This is a genomic window from candidate division WOR-3 bacterium (assembly GCA_016867815.1).
Classification (GTDB): Bacteria; Hydrothermota; Tepidihabitantia; order Tepidihabitantales; family Tepidihabitantaceae; genus UBA2258.
On record VGIR01000001.1, the window covers coordinates 69,721 to 83,669 of the forward strand.

Annotated in this window: 10 protein-coding genes; 7 read left to right on the forward strand and 3 right to left on the reverse strand. The window is 62.8% G+C overall.

Features of this window, described 5'->3' with window-relative positions; translation table 11 throughout:
- Window positions 1–9 precede the first annotated feature (9 nt).
- The gene (locus tag FJY68_00280) at window positions 10–1,161 is read right to left on the reverse strand and encodes an acetyl-CoA acetyltransferase (protein ID MBM3330270.1); all 1,152 of its coding nucleotides are present in this window, start codon (window positions 1,159–1,161) and stop codon (window positions 10–12) included.
- A gap of 268 nt (window positions 1,162–1,429) precedes the next feature.
- Here FJY68_00280 and FJY68_00285 point away from each other — a divergent pair, with 268 nt between their 5' ends.
- Entirely contained in the window at window positions 1,430–3,673 is a 2,244-nt protein-coding gene (locus FJY68_00285) for a T9SS type A sorting domain-containing protein (protein ID MBM3330271.1), read from the forward strand.
- A 215-nt stretch (window positions 3,674–3,888) separates the two neighbouring features.
- On the forward strand, window positions 3,889–5,769 hold the full coding sequence (locus tag FJY68_00290) for a zinc carboxypeptidase (GenBank protein ID MBM3330272.1): 1,881 nt from the start codon (window positions 3,889–3,891) through the stop codon (window positions 5,767–5,769).
- A gap of 233 nt (window positions 5,770–6,002) precedes the next feature.
- On the opposite strand, the gene FJY68_00295 is transcribed toward FJY68_00290, so the two are convergent.
- Both FJY68_00295 and FJY68_00300 read right to left on the reverse strand, forming a co-directional pair.
- Window positions 6,003–6,941 (reverse strand): glycosidase, encoded by a 939-nt coding sequence (locus tag FJY68_00295; GenBank protein ID MBM3330273.1) that lies wholly within the window; start codon window positions 6,939–6,941, stop codon window positions 6,003–6,005.
- On the reverse strand, window positions 6,938–9,208 hold the full coding sequence (locus tag FJY68_00300; GenBank protein ID MBM3330274.1) for a glycosyltransferase: 2,271 nt from the start codon (window positions 9,206–9,208) through the stop codon (window positions 6,938–6,940). The genes FJY68_00295 and FJY68_00300 overlap by 4 nt, the downstream gene beginning before the upstream one ends.
- A gap of 111 nt (window positions 9,209–9,319) precedes the next feature.
- On the opposite strand from FJY68_00300, the gene FJY68_00305 reads away from it, so the two are divergent.
- From FJY68_00305 to FJY68_00325, 5 genes are all read left to right on the forward strand, one after another.
- Entirely contained in the window at window positions 9,320–9,937 is a 618-nt protein-coding gene (locus tag FJY68_00305; protein MBM3330275.1) for a TonB family protein, read from the forward strand.
- 402 nt (window positions 9,938–10,339) lie between these two features.
- The gene (locus FJY68_00310) at window positions 10,340–11,398 is read left to right on the forward strand and encodes a DUF2254 domain-containing protein (GenBank protein ID MBM3330276.1); all 1,059 of its coding nucleotides are present in this window, start codon (window positions 10,340–10,342) and stop codon (window positions 11,396–11,398) included.
- A 149-nt stretch (window positions 11,399–11,547) separates the two neighbouring features.
- Window positions 11,548–11,859 (forward strand): 4Fe-4S dicluster domain-containing protein, encoded by a 312-nt coding sequence (locus FJY68_00315; protein MBM3330277.1) that lies wholly within the window; start codon window positions 11,548–11,550, stop codon window positions 11,857–11,859.
- Window positions 11,856–12,962 carry a 2-oxoacid:acceptor oxidoreductase subunit alpha gene (locus FJY68_00320; protein MBM3330278.1) on the forward strand — a complete coding sequence of 369 codons (1,107 nt, stop codon included), beginning with the start codon at window positions 11,856–11,858 and terminating at the stop codon, window positions 12,960–12,962. The genes FJY68_00315 and FJY68_00320 overlap by 4 nt, the downstream gene beginning before the upstream one ends.
- A gap of 125 nt (window positions 12,963–13,087) precedes the next feature.
- A complete protein-coding gene (locus FJY68_00325; GenBank protein ID MBM3330279.1) occupies window positions 13,088–13,948 on the forward strand; it encodes a 2-oxoacid:ferredoxin oxidoreductase subunit beta in 861 nt (286 codons plus the stop codon).
- Window position 13,949: the final 1 nt, after the last annotated feature.

A 13,949-nucleotide genomic window follows, 5' to 3' on the forward strand; every position in this document is an offset into this window, starting at 1 on the left:
GATTGCTCCTTATGCGGCTAGGGTTATGACCGCGGTGCTGGCAGTGGGCACTCCCCGCCAGGCCTGGACTATTGCGGTCTTGGCTTTGGGTAGCTGCATCGCGCCGGCCTCCCCGCGCAGTTGCTGCACCGCGCAGTAGAAACGGGCAAGACCGGATGCCTCGTACATGTATCCCATGCCTAGGGCGCCGCCGGAGACGTTGACCGGTCGCTTTCCGTTGCGGGCGGTCTTGCCCTGCTCCGTGTTCAGGCCCACGTCGCAGGGACTGGCCAGACCGAGGGCGACGAGATGTTGCAGCTCCTTGTAGGTGTAGGTGTCGTCAACTTCAGCGAAGTCGAAGTAGTGCCTGGGGTCGGTGACACCCGCCTGACCATAGGCCATCTTTGCTGCCTTGGTCACGTACTCGGGCGCGCTCCAATCCCGGGTCTCGAGGTTGGGTGAGCCGTTGCACCAGCCGGCACCGGTCAGCCATACCGGCTTCCCGCGCAGCTCCTTTGCCTTTGACTCGGTCGCGAGCACGATGACGATTGCCCCGTCCACCGGCTGGGCGATGTCCAGGTCGGTGAGGGGCAACGACACCGGCTTCGCGTACTTGAAGTCGTCAAGGGAGAGCCCCGCTGCCTGACCGGCAATCGGATTCACCAGCGCGTTCGAGCGGTTCTTCACCGCAACCGCCGAGCACTGGTCCCGGGTGATGCCGTTCTCGGCACAGAACCGGTTCATCTCCAGTCCGGCGATGAAGTTTGAGTTCAGGCACAGGGGACGGACGGTTACCGGGTCCTGGGCGCAGGCCGCGATACCGTCGGGCGTCAACATGTTTGATGCCTTGGAATGGGCCTCGACAACCGCGGTGCCGAACCTGCCGGTTCTGAGCTGCATGACCGCCGTGGCGATGCCGTGCAGGCCGTCGCCGGTGATGGTATGCATCTGCCTGAGGGCCGCGCCCAACTGGTCGGGCACGTACTCGTCGAAGATAGATGTGCCTTCGATGTAGTCCTCGGCGCAGGTTACAAATGTGTCTACCTCCGTGCGCGGGTTTATCCCGGCGTCGGCGTAGGCACGCACCGCGGCGTCGAACATCAGCTCCTTATACGACACGTCCGGAGTGATTGTCCGGAACTGGGTCGCGCCGATGCCGACTACCGCTATTCGTTCTGACATTGCACCTCCAAGTTCAGGGATAAGGGTCGGACTTCGAATCATCGCCCGCAGGCAGCGCATCCGGGCTTTCGGTGTAGCATAGCGTCGCAGAGTCGATTGTCAAATGGCCGTTGGCAGACCAAGTCCGCGTTTGACAGTCTGTTTGGTTGGCCTAGAATTGGATGGTGGCCCTTGAGCGGCAGTGGTCGCTCCAAGTCCAGTCGTGGCAGGGAACGACTCACTGAAGGGCCGTCTTCTGACTTTGACACACCTTCTAACTGGAGGCTCGATGCTTCATCGCTTGTCTGGGATTCTCTTCTGTCTGGTGCTGCTCGTTGGAGCGGCATCCGCCGGTCCGATGCTGGTGCGCGTTGGCGCCCACAACTACCAGGAACTCCGTTCCCATATCACTTTGAAGGGCACGTCGATCGACATAGCCGGCGCGAAGCCGGGCGAATCGTATGACCTGCTGCTTGACCGTTCCGACTTCGGCGCGGTTGCGGCCTGCGGCCTGCCGGTGACGGTCATCTGCGACGACCTGGATACCCGCAGGGGCGAGGCGACGCAGTTCGGGATGTACCGTACATACGATGACATGAAGGTCATCCTGCGCGGCTTCGCCTCAGACTACCCGTCAATCTGCAAACTCGAGAGCATCGGTCCCTCGTTTGAAGGCCGCTACATCCTTGGTCTCAAGATCAGTGACAATCCGACGGTCGACGAGGACGAGCCGGAGGTACTGTTGGAAGCTCTGCACCATGCGCGGGAATGGGCGACTCCCGAAGTGGCGCGCTTCTTCGTGGATACGCTGCTCAGCAACTACGACTCCGTCGCCGCGTTCAAGGAGTTCATTGACGGCCACGAGATATGGGTCTTCACTCACATAAATCCGGACGGCTACACCTATGACTACCCCGGTCAGTTGAGCTGGCGCAAGAACCGGCAGCCGTTCGGCACATCGACCGGCTGTGACCTGAACCGTGACTACAACGGCGCCTGCAACGGGAATCGGATGGACGACTGGGGCTCACTGGTGAACGGGTCGAATACTTCGCACCGACCACGCGATATCACGTGGTTCGGCGCCAAGGGGGCGTGGGGGGTCGAAGTCAATGCTCTCTCCGAGTTCTTCAAGACGCGCACGTTCCTGGCCGATGTCACACTGCACTCGTATTCCGAACTCGTTATCTGGCCATTCGGTTCGGGTTCGCTCGCGCCGGATAGCAGTTATCTTGCGAGTCTCGCCATCGGGACTGCGGCGCAGATATCGAAACTGGGTGGCGGCACCTACACGCCGCAGCAGTCGAACTATCTGTACCCCACGGCCGGAGGGTCGACTGACTGGATGTACGGATGGAGTCACTGGATCGGTGGGTTCCCGTGCATGACGTACTGCATCGAAGTCGGCACCGATTTCTACCAGCCGACCGGCGACCTCGAAGCGATACAGAGTGAGGTGTTCGATGGGCTTTTCTACATGTTCTCACGAGCCGAGTCGATCGACATGGCTCTGGAGGGCGAGGTTCCGCGGCCGATTCTCACCCCGATGGACTCGGCTGTCACCGCGCAGTATACGGTCTACTGGTCTCCGATCCGGCCTCAGCACAGTCACCCGGACCGTTGGGAGATTGAAGAACTCAAAGGTCTCTCGGTGGTCACGGACAACATGGAGGCAGATCTGTCCAAGTGGGTACTACAGGGTGCGAGCCAATCCTCGACCCAGAAGCACGGTGGCGTCTACTCGATATCTCTCGGTAACGGCGACAACATCGCCAACTACTGCATGACCAAAGACCCGTACCCGGTCGAACCCGGCGACTCGCTCAAGTACTGGATCTGGTACAACACCGAGAACAACTACGACGTCACGGTAGCTGAGGTGTCGCTTGAAGGGAGGGAATGGTACCAGCTTCACGACCGCTTCACCGGGAACTCCAGCGGCTGGCTGTACAAGGCCTTTCCGCTGGAGCCGTGGGTCGGCAGTTCAGTGTTCATCCGCTTCCGGTACATGACCGACGACGGAACGACCGGGTCCGGCGTCTACATTGACGACGTCTGGCCGGTGCCCGAGTTCGCCGAACGCACGGTGCTGTCCGACAGCATCACCGACACACTCTATGTCGTGACGGCCGAGACGGTCGGGACTCACTACTACCGCGTACGCGGACACAACGCGACCTGGGGATGGAACGACCAGGGGCCGCTGGAGGACATCCTGGTGGTAGGCTTGAGCGGGACGCAGGAGCCGACCGGCACGGTCATCACCTCGGTGCGCGAGGTCGGCCCGAACCCGGTCATCAACGGAACGCGGATCAGCTATGCACTAGAGCGCGCAGGCGCGGCGGACCTCTCGATATACGATGCGGCGGGCAGGCGGGTCAGGAGTCTGGTTTCGGGCAAGCTCAAGGCCGGCGTCTACTCGGTCAGCTGGGACGGCAGGGATACTGGCGGCAGACAGGTCCCGGCTGGTGTCTACTACGTCCGGCTCTCGGCTGACCGGACATCGACTGCGCGAGTGACGGTCGTCCGCTAGGACAGCCAGCTTCCGTATCGGGGCGCGGCTTGCCCGCGCCCCTCTTGCTGCGGGCGGCGGCAGCTTGGGTCTTGGTTCTGTTGGCGACGGGTGAAGTCGCCAGCCACTCTGGGCGTCTTCAGCGGCTTGCCAGCACTTGTGTCTTGTGTATACTTCACCATGCTCGATAGACGTGGCACGAGCAGCGAGCCGCCGTCTCGCCCCAAGGAGACAACATGCACCGACTGATGCTGCTCGCTCTGACGTGTCTGACCGTAGCCGGATTGGCATGGAGCGGGCCGTCCGCTCCAGTGCTGATGGAGGCGAAGCTCTACGTCAGCGACGTGCAGGACCTCGACCACCTCGGTACCATCGCTGGTGACCTCTACATCTGCTCCCGAGGTGCGGACGAGAAAGGTACGTATCTGGTCCTTGTCACCGATGCCGACCAGCTTGGCCGGATCCGGGACTGCGGCCTGGAGACCGCGGTGACCTGGGCCAACCTGGACGACAAATTCAAGCTGCTGACCGGCGTGGACCCTCACGATGCGTTGCGACTACAGACCTTCGGGTACTACTTCACCTACTGGGAGATGCGCGATTCGCTCGAGGCCCTGGCCGCGGCCCACCCCGAGGTCTGCAGCCTCTTTGCCATCGGTGTGACCTCGCAGGGCCGCGACATCCTGTGTATGAAGGTCTCGGGTAACGCCGCGACCGAGGAGGACGAACCGGCCTGCTACTTCTCCGGTGCTTGCCACGGCGACGAACCCATCGGCACGTCTATCGTGATGGCTTTCCTTGAGGAGATCCTGGCCGGATACGGCACCGACTCGCTCTGCACGTGGTTGGTCAACAACCGCGAGATATACACAGTGCCCATCCTCAACCCGGACTGCTCGATCTACTGTTCCGACTCGGGCGGCGCCGGAGTCTACTGGCGCAAGAACCGCCGCGTGGTCGTACCGCCGAACATCGGCGTTGACCCCTCGCGCAACCATGGTTTCAAGTGGGGCTACGACGACGTCGGTTCCTCGCCCAACCCAGCGGCTCACGCCTATCGCGGTCCGTTTCCCTGGAGCGACGCCGAGGCGAGCGCGGCGCGCGACCTGTCTCTATCGCATCGGTTCCGCACTGAGCAGGACTTCCACGCGTACGGCCGGTGGAACATGTACCCTTGGTCCTATGATACGTTTACGCCGCCGGATGAGGCGGCGTTGCGTGAAGCAAATGACTCCCTCCGAATGTACAATGGCTATCCGGAGAGTCAAGCCGGTCAGATATCGCGCGCATTCTACCCCTGCAACGGCACTCAGCCTGACTGGGCGCTCACCGACACGGCCGGCAAGTTCATGACCTACTCGTTCGACATTGAGGCCGACACGTGGTTCTACGCCTGTTGGAACGACTCCGCATTGATGCGCGAGGAAGTCGAAGGCAACGTGCCGGGTCTCTTCTACCTCGCCCGCATCGCCGGTGCCTATCTCATCCCGATTGCTGTGACTGTCAATGATTCAGTCCTCGGCAACGCGACCGGCATGCTCGACCCGGGCGAGACGGCAAACATCTGGTTCACCATCCGTAATCAGGCCATCCACCCGCTCGACTCGGCGTACTCGATCTCGGCCCGACTGATATCGCTGGACACGCTCGTTGCCGTGATCGACTCGGTCAAGGCATTTCCCAGCGTCCAACGTAGGAGCAACGTCGACAACATCGCGGACCAATTCGTGGTCAGGGCATCAGGTTTCGGGCATCCGGGCGACACGGTCCGGTTCCGACTCGAAGTGACGTACACCGACGCCGATAACACCATGGTGATGCTGGTTCCGTCCGAGGTCGTGCTCGGTGAGGACGTGATTGGCATCTACGAAGCTGGCAACAGCCAGGGCGGTTCGGCCGTGATGCCTGCCACGGTCATTGGGCGCGTCCTCTTCCTTTCCGGCCAGGAGGGTCGGACCGAAACTAGGCCGGCGCTGCGCGATGCGCTCGGCCGCAGAGTGATGGTTCTGATGCCGGGAGCCAACGATGTGAGCCGTCTCTCTACCGGTGTCTACTTCACGGCCGGCGGCGAGGCACGCGGCGTCTCCGCATTCCGGAGGCTGCTGGTCATCCGCTAGGATAGGTAGTTTCTGTGTCCGGGGCGCGGCTTGTCCGCGCCCCGGACTTTTCCGGGTCCGGACGGGAGCATCGTTTGCAGCCGGGCCGAAGGCACTCGGCCGCAGTGACGCCACGTTCAGACCCGCCATCCCGGTAGGCGGAGAGAATGGTCACTTTCTGCCAGAGGGAATCGACCGAGTCGCGATTGTCTGCTAGTTACAGCAGGGCGGCGGCCAGAGAGCGTCGTGGGAGATCAGGAGTGGCGGTCGAGCCAGGAGAGCAGTTCGGAGATGCTGGCGGTGGCGAGGCCGATGCAGGTGTCGGCCGCGCCATAGTATATGTTCAGCGTATCGAGGTCTGGTCCGGTGGTCGTGCCACAGGGGAAGACGACGTCGCCGACGTCGCCCTGGCGTTCATAGTCCTCGTTCGGGCCGAAGACCCATTCGTCGCCGCGCCGGAGTACTCTACATGGGTCTGTGGCATCCAGTAGCGCTACGCCGACCCGGTAGAGACCGCCGGCCGCGGTCTGTCTGACACCGTGGTAGATCATCAGCCAGCCACGTTCGGTCTCGATCAGCGGAGGGCCAAGTCCGATGCGGCAGGCGTCCCACCACGCGCCGTGGCGGGCAGCGAGCACGCGCCGGTATCCGCCCCAGTGTTTCAGGTCAGGTGACTCGGCCAGCCAGATGTCAGTGCTGACGCCGGCGTGAGGTCGGTGGAGCATCTGCCAGCGGCCGTTGATGCGGCGCGGTAGGAGCGCGGCGTCTTTGTTGTCGGGCAGCATAACCATGCCGACACGCTCGAACTTCTCAAAGTCGGGAGTGAGCGCGAGCGCCACGGCCGGCCCGGCAGGCGAGTAGGCGGTGTAGGTGACGGCGTACTTCTGGATCTCGTCGAGCCAGGTGATTCGCGGATCCTCAACTCCCCAGGTCTCTTCAGGGTGGTTCGCGAGGTCCGGCGGCAGCCACGGCTTGTCGTCGATACGCCAGCCTGTGGCGCCGTCGCCGGAGCGTGCCGCCCACAGACTGGAGATGCCGCGCCGGTCCTCGACGCGGCAGAGCAGGAACGTGGTCCCGTCAGGTAGCCTGACAGCGCCGGGGTTCAGGACGGCATTGACTGTGTGTGGCCAGTCCGGGGCACTCAGTATCGGGTTGCAGGTGCAGCGCCGGAACAGGCTGTCATGTGCGGTCAACGGTCCCCCTCGCCGCCCACGGTTTCGGCGCGGCGCAGGGTGAGAAGAGAGCCGAGGAAGGCCAGGGTGGATTCTGCCCCTTCGTTGGAGTTCACGCCTTCAGGATGCAGGCCGTCGTGGCAGCCTCCGGTTGCGTAGTCGTAGACGGGCCGGCCGAGGTCATTGCGACCGAGGAACCACTCGAATGTCGTGGTCATCGCCTCACGCCAGCGGCGGTCCTTGGTGACGCGCCAGGCCCGGAAGGAGGCCTCTACCATGCACTGCGCCTCAATCGGCTGCTGGTCAAATCGGGGTCTCGGGGCACCCCGCTGCCAGCCGGAGTTGGGAATCGGCGAGTAGTTGCCCGCCTCGGCGGTCTCGACCCGGAACAGCCAGTCGAGGGAACGAAGGCCGGCAGCAGTCATCTCTTGGTTTCCGGTATCGGCGCCGGCACGGATCAGCGCGTGGCTGAGTCGGGCGTTGCCGTAGGCGAGAGAACGCTCGAACCACGGCCAGTCGTCGCTGGCAGCGGTGCGATACATCTCGAGTAGTCGTTGCGCCAGCGCGTCGCGGATCCGGCGAGCGTTGCTTGCGCCGGGGAACCGTTTGATATAGGAACAGACCCCGAGCAGTGTGTAGGCCCAGGCGCGGGGACTGGAGAACAGCTCGACGGCGTGCAGGGCGGAGTCGAACAGGTTCATGGCCAGGGCGACGAAGGCGTCATCGTGCGAGGCCCCGACCACGGTCCCGAGGCTCCAGAGGGCGCGGCCGTGCGAGTCTTCCGACCCGGTGTCTTCGAGCCAGCGGCGGTCGTACCCGAGGAAGTTACGGAAGCGACGGTTGGTGCGGTTGAAGGCGTAGTCGATGAAAGCGAGGTAGCGACCGACGAGACGATGGAGGATCGCGGTGTCCTTTTCGTGCTCGAGAGCGCGTAAGGCCACGATCAGCGCCCGGCTGTTGTCGTCAGTAGTGTAGCCTTCATTGAGATTGGGTACTGTATTGCGGGCGTGCTGGATGATACCGGTGTCATCGGTGAGTGTGAGCAGATGCTTGAGGTCGATCCTGGGCAGTTCCATATCCAGCGGGCTCTCGACCGCGACGCGATCGACGAAGACCGGACCGCGTACACGCTCTTCGGCGGCGCGCTGGAAGGTATCGAGGTAGCTTCGCGCGACTTCCTTCCAGATCATCTGGCGCCCGTAGGCGTACGCCTGCTTGCGCATCGCGTGACGTTCCGCCTCGTTGGCAAAAAGCCTGACCACGGTCTCGGCCATCGCCGGGTGGTCGTTGAACGGGACGAGCCGGCCCCGGCCCTCGGCCAGCAGCTCCTCGGCGTACCAGTAGGGTGTTGAGACGACCGCCTTGCCGGTGCCGGTCGCGTAGGCGAGGGTGCCGGACACGGCCTGAACCGGGTTGAGGTAGGGCGTTACGTAGAGGTCGGCGGCGCCGAGGAACTGACACAACTCTTTGATGTCGACGAACCGGTTGTAGTACACGACGTGGTCGCTGACTCCGAGTTCCCGCGCCAGCCGCTGCAAGGAGATACGGTATTCCTCTCCTTTCTCCCGCAGTACGTGTGGATGGGTCACGCCGAGCACGATGTAGACCACGTCCGGGAATCGTTCGACAACGGCGGGGAGCGCGCGGATGACGTTCTCGATGCCCTTGTTGGGCGAGAGCAGGCCGAAGGTAAGGATGACGCGTCGTCCCTCGACCCCGAAGAGGTCCTTGTAGAAGTTGGGGTCGACGAACGGCATGTCCGGAATGCCGTGGTGAATGAGGTCGATCTTGGCGGGCGAAACCTCGTATATGTCAGCAAGGTACTGACGGGAACGCTCGCTCATCACCACTACGCGGTCGGAGAGGTGGCAGATCTCGGTCAGCACCTGGCGCTGCATGTCGTCCGGTTCCCGTAGCACTGTGTGCAGCGTGGTTACGACCGGCATGCGCAGGCGACGCTGGGTCAGCAGCAGGTGGCTGCCGGCCGAGCCGCCGAAGATGCCATACTCGTGCTGCATGCAGACCAGGTCGACCCGGCCCAGGTTGAGGAAGTCGGCAAGTTGACGATACTCGTCCAGGTCGTTCTGGGCGACCTCGAAGCGCACGCGGTCCGGGTAGTCGTAGCCTTCGACCGTATCATTCATCGCCGCGGTCACGCACTCGGCGTCCGGAGCTTCGCGGGCAACCGATTCACAGATATCGGTTGTGAAAGTAGCGATACCGCAGCGCCTCGGCACGTAGTTGCCGATGAATGCGATCTTGCTGAATTGGGCAGTACGGTTCTTCATAGTTAGGGCGAGTTTCATGTCATACTATCCGCGCTGCCGCCCAGAGTCAAACCGAGGTTGGTGGAATCCGGCCGCCAAGCACGTGGTATATATAGACACAGGAGGTCAACAATGAAGACCAGAACTGCACAGTTTGACTACGACCGTGAATACGGTCGTGACATACGAATGGCCGCTGCGGTCGCGCTGGGGTTGGTCATCGCGGGATTCCTCTTCCTGCCTCAGCCGAAGGTAGTGCCATACAAGTTGCGCGGGCCCGTTGTGGTGGACTTCACTCCTGTGGAGCCATCGCCACTGGTCTACGCGCCTCCCGAGCCGATGGAACCGGTCCACAGAGGGGTGCCGGTCGCAAGCGACAACCCCGAGGTCTTGACCATCGGGCCCAACACCGATTTCCACGAACTGAAGCCGGACGTCGGCAGAATCGAACTGCCAGAAGTTCCGTTCATGATAGTGGAACACAAACCCAGGCTGCAACGGGTGGCGCAACCCGAGTACCCGGAGATGGCACGGGCAGCGGGCATCGAGGGCAAGGTGGCGGTGTCGATGGTGGTGGATACCCTCGGCAACGTGGTAAGGGCCGAGGTCTACGCGACCTCGGGCAACACCTTGCTCGACCAGGCTGCAGTCAGCGCCGCCTACAGGTGCGGCTTTGTTCCCGGATATCAGCGTGATCGGCCGGTCGTTGTGCGTAACGTTGTTCTGCCCTTCAACTTCCGGCTGCAATAGCGCAGTCAGACGCGGAGTTCATCGGCGGGAGTGACGTCAGGTGGGTTCCAAGTTGCAGGCGTGTGGACTGCGCTCGGTGGCGGACTGCCAAGGGAGGCGTGCGTCGAAAGGCGCAGAAGAAGCGAAGGGGAGTTGCCGCCCTATGTCAGTGGCAGGTCACGGAGCGGCTGCGTCTCGGGGTAAGGCGCAAGACCTGAGGACTACCAAGGCCGCGTCCGGGTAGCCCGTCTGGTGGCCGCCAACGTGGCGGCGTCGGTTGGTCAGTAGCTCTGGAGAGAGACTCCGGTTCCTGATTCGAGGCTTGGCGTGCGGGTGGGACCGGGGCGACTGACGGCCTCGCGCCTGCAAGCTGGAGACAGCCAGCGTTCCCGGCGTGACAATCGGGTGGGCGGATGTAGAAGTATGGGCACAAGGCGATCTGAACGGCAGTCAGGAGTTGACGGCAAGCTGCCTGCATCCGGCAGTTCGAATGGCCGGGTGAACATTGGAAGACCGAAGGGCCAGGAGGAACGCCAGCCGTGGGAGTTGGGGCTGTTCTGGCTGCTGGTCGCCGCGATAGCGCTGGCAACCATGCTCGTTCTCTCGGGTTCCGTCCGCTTCTTCGCCGGCGACGTCAACGGTAGCTGTCTGTTCATGCTCAGCTCGTTCCTGCAGTCCCTGGCTGCGGTTCTGGGTATTGCCTTCACGCTCACGCTTATCGCCCTGCAACTCGCTGCTCAGAGCTACACGCACCGGGTGATCTGGCTTCACACCCGTTCCGTGGTCTTCGTGTTCACATTCGCCATGCTGCTGCTGGCCATGGTCTTCATCGCGGTGCTGCTGGCTTCCTACCGGAGTATACAGTCAACAGACAGGCATCCGTGGGTTGACCTGGCAGTTGTCTGGTTCGTCTCAGCCCTGGTGCTGCTGATTCCCTTCGCAGTCAGGACCCTCCGGCTGCTGGCCCCGGACAGTATCGCTGCTGCGTTGCTTGCAGGCCTGAGCGTGAAGCAGCTCGAGTCGAGTGACACCGCAGCTGTACACGTGCGCATTGGTCCGGTCTTTGACATGGCGCGCAAGGCCATTGTCAGCCGGGATGAACGGACTCTGGAGTTGCTGATGGCGCAGGTGAGGCGCCGGGTCGCGGCGCTGCTCGCCGATGTTGCACTCGGCGAGGAGGGTCTGGATCAACTACAGCGCGCGGTAAGTCCAGAGTTCCGCGACCTGGGTTGGCTTGCGAGCGACCGTGGTGACATCGGAGCCGTCAAACAGGTGGTTGATTGCCTGCGTGAGCTCGTCTGCCGGGCCGGAGCACGTCCCGACCGGCGAGTGTTCGCCGAGGAACTCAATGCCGCCATAGGCGATATCTGGAAAGAAGCCAGTGCCCGCTTCAGCGACACCGCCCACGCGGCGAGGCTGGCGGAATTGGAGACGTCGATGAGTTCCTGCCGGGTCGAGATATCCAGCGTTCTTGACAGCTAGCTGGTAGCCGTCAGTTCTCCCAAGGTTGACCAGCCGACCCGCCGCTATAGAATAGCCTCCCTGACGCCAATGAGCACTCACGACATCTCGGCTGCGCTACGCTTGGTACTGGAGATCTCGTGAAGAAGTTCCTGAAGCAGGAACCTGTGCTGTCGGTCGGCCCCAAGGGAAATCAGCACACAATCATCCGCCAGTTCTGCAAGGGCTGCCGGATTTGCGTCGAATTCTGTCCGACCGGCACGCTCGACCTCGACGATCGGTTCAAGATTGCAGTTGCGCACCCGGAGAAGTGCATCGCCTGCCGGATGTGCGAATTGCGGTGCCCGGATATGGCGATTTTCGTCAGGAAGTGGGCAGCAAAGGAAGGGCCGATGTCAGAAGGCAGAAGTCAGAAGGCAGAAGGAAGAAGTGCGGAGGCGCTGAACGACGCGGAAGGGGCCGAGAGCGGGGCGAAGCCGTGACCGAACTGCTGTCGGGCAATGAGGCGTGCGCGGTTGGTGCGGTGCGCGCGGGCGTGCGGTTCTTCGCCGGCTATCCGATAACGCCCTCGACCGAGATCGCGGAGTACCTGGCGCGCGAGATGCCGCGCATCGGCGGGACGTTCATCCAGATGGAGGACGAGATCGCGTCCATCTGCTGCATGAACGGCGCGACTGCGGCCGGGATCAAGGCCATGACCGCCACGTCCGGCCCCGGCTTCTCGCTGATGCAGGAGGGGATCGGCTATTCGATCATGGCCGAGCTGCCGTGCATCATCGTTGACGTGATGCGGGGCGGGCCCGCCACCGGAACGCCGACCCGTACCGCGCAGTCCGACGTGATGCAGGCGCGGCACGGCACGCACGGCGACCACCCGATCGTGGCGCTCTGTCCGTGGAACGTGCGCGAGTGTTTCGACCTGACCGTGCAGGCGGTAAACCTGTCCGAGCGGCTCAGAATCCCGGTGATCCTGCTGATGGACGAGATCGTCGGGCACATGCGCGAGGCCGTGCAACTGCCGGAGAAGATCCAGCTCTGGGAGTCGCAGCGCGCCAAGGTGGCGGCACCGGACTATTATCATTACGACGATTCGAACAACTACGACGCCCGGATCGCCAGTTTCGGCGAAGGCTACCGCGTGCACCTGACCGGGCTGACCCACCGCAAGGACGGGTTCCCGACCGACGACCCGGAGATCATCAAGTGGAACATGGACCGGCTGCGGAAGAAGATCGACGACAACCGGTCGTGGCTCTGGGATATTTCCTACGAGGACCTGGGTTCGGAGACGGTCATTGTCTGTTACGGGAGCGCCGCCCGATCGGCGATGGAGGCGAAGCGGCAGTTCGAGCAGAAGACTGGGCGCCGGGTCGGCATCCTCAGGCTGCGGATGATCTGGCCTTTCCCGATGGAGCGGATGATCGCGCTGATGAAGAGCGCCCGCCGGGTCATCGTCCCGGAAATGAATCAGGGGCAGCTGCGCCGGACCATCGAGCGGAGTGTGAGCCGGAACGTGCCGGTAGTTTCGGTCCAGCGCTATGACGGCGAGATGCTGACGCCGGAAGAGATCATTGAGGCGCTCTAGGGAAATGACGAAGTACGAAGTCAGAATGACGATTGAAGTCCGAATGACGAACTGCGGACAGGCCGATGCCTGAACCCCTGAACCCCGGGACCCCTGAACCCGTTCGGTTGGCTGAGCACGAGGCCGTGGACCGGTTCCTGGAGTATTTCCGTGTAGACGAGCGGTTCCCGCACATCCTCTGTCCGGGCTGCGGGATCGGGACGGCCATGAACACCGTGGTGCGGTCGTTCATCGAGACCGGCGTTAGCCAGGATGAGTTGTGCGTGGTCTCAGGCATCGGGTGCTCGTCGCGGATTTCCGGATACCTGGATTGCGACACATTCCACACCTTGCACGGCCGCGCCCTGCCGGCGGCAACCGGCGTGAAGCTGGCCAAACCACACTTGAAGGTCGTGGTGTTCGGCGGGGATGGTGACATGCTGGCGATCGGCGGCAATCACTTCATCCACGCCGCGCGTAGGAACATCGACGTGACGGTATTCGTGCTCAACAACTTCACCTACGGAATGACCGGCGGTCAGTATTCTCCGACCACTCCAACCTGCGCGCGGGCCTCCACCGCCCCGTTCGGCAACGTGGAGCGGGACTTCGATACGTGTTTCATGGCGCGCGCGACCGGGGCGATGTTCGTTGCCCGCAGCACCACCTTCCATGTCGCCCATCTGAAGAAGATGGCGAAGCTGGCGTTGAGCAAGCGCGGCTTCAGCGTCGTCGAGATCATCTCCCAGTGTCCGACGTTCTTCGGCCGCCATCAGAGCATGGGCGACGCGGTGAAGATGCTCGAGTGGATCAAGGACCGGTCGATAGACGTCAGCAAGGTGACGGACCCGTGGGTGGTGCAAGACAAGTTCGTGATCGGCGTCCTGCACGATCGCGAAGAGGTGCCGCCCTATTCCGAGCTGTATGCCAACATGCGGCGGCTGCGTCAGCAGAGCGCTGGGTGCAAGGACCTCGGCCTGCCCGGCAAGGGCGCCGGGATATCGTAGG

Bases quoted from the DNA above. Each gene is read 5' to 3' on its own strand.
- FJY68_00280 (MBM3330270.1), bottom strand. From the start codon at position 1,161: ATGTCAGAACGAATAGCGGTAGTCGGCATCGGCGCGACCCAGTTCCGG.
- FJY68_00285 (MBM3330271.1), top strand. From the start codon at position 1,430: ATGCTTCATCGCTTGTCTGGGATTCTCTTCTGTCTGGTGCTGCTCGTT.
- FJY68_00290 (MBM3330272.1), top strand. From the start codon at position 3,889: ATGCACCGACTGATGCTGCTCGCTCTGACGTGTCTGACCGTAGCCGGA.
- FJY68_00300 (MBM3330274.1), bottom strand. From the start codon at position 9,208: ATGAAGAACCGTACTGCCCAATTCAGCAAGATCGCATTCATCGGCAAC.
- FJY68_00305 (MBM3330275.1), top strand. From the start codon at position 9,320: ATGAAGACCAGAACTGCACAGTTTGACTACGACCGTGAATACGGTCGT.
- FJY68_00310 (MBM3330276.1), top strand. From the start codon at position 10,340: ATGGGCACAAGGCGATCTGAACGGCAGTCAGGAGTTGACGGCAAGCTG.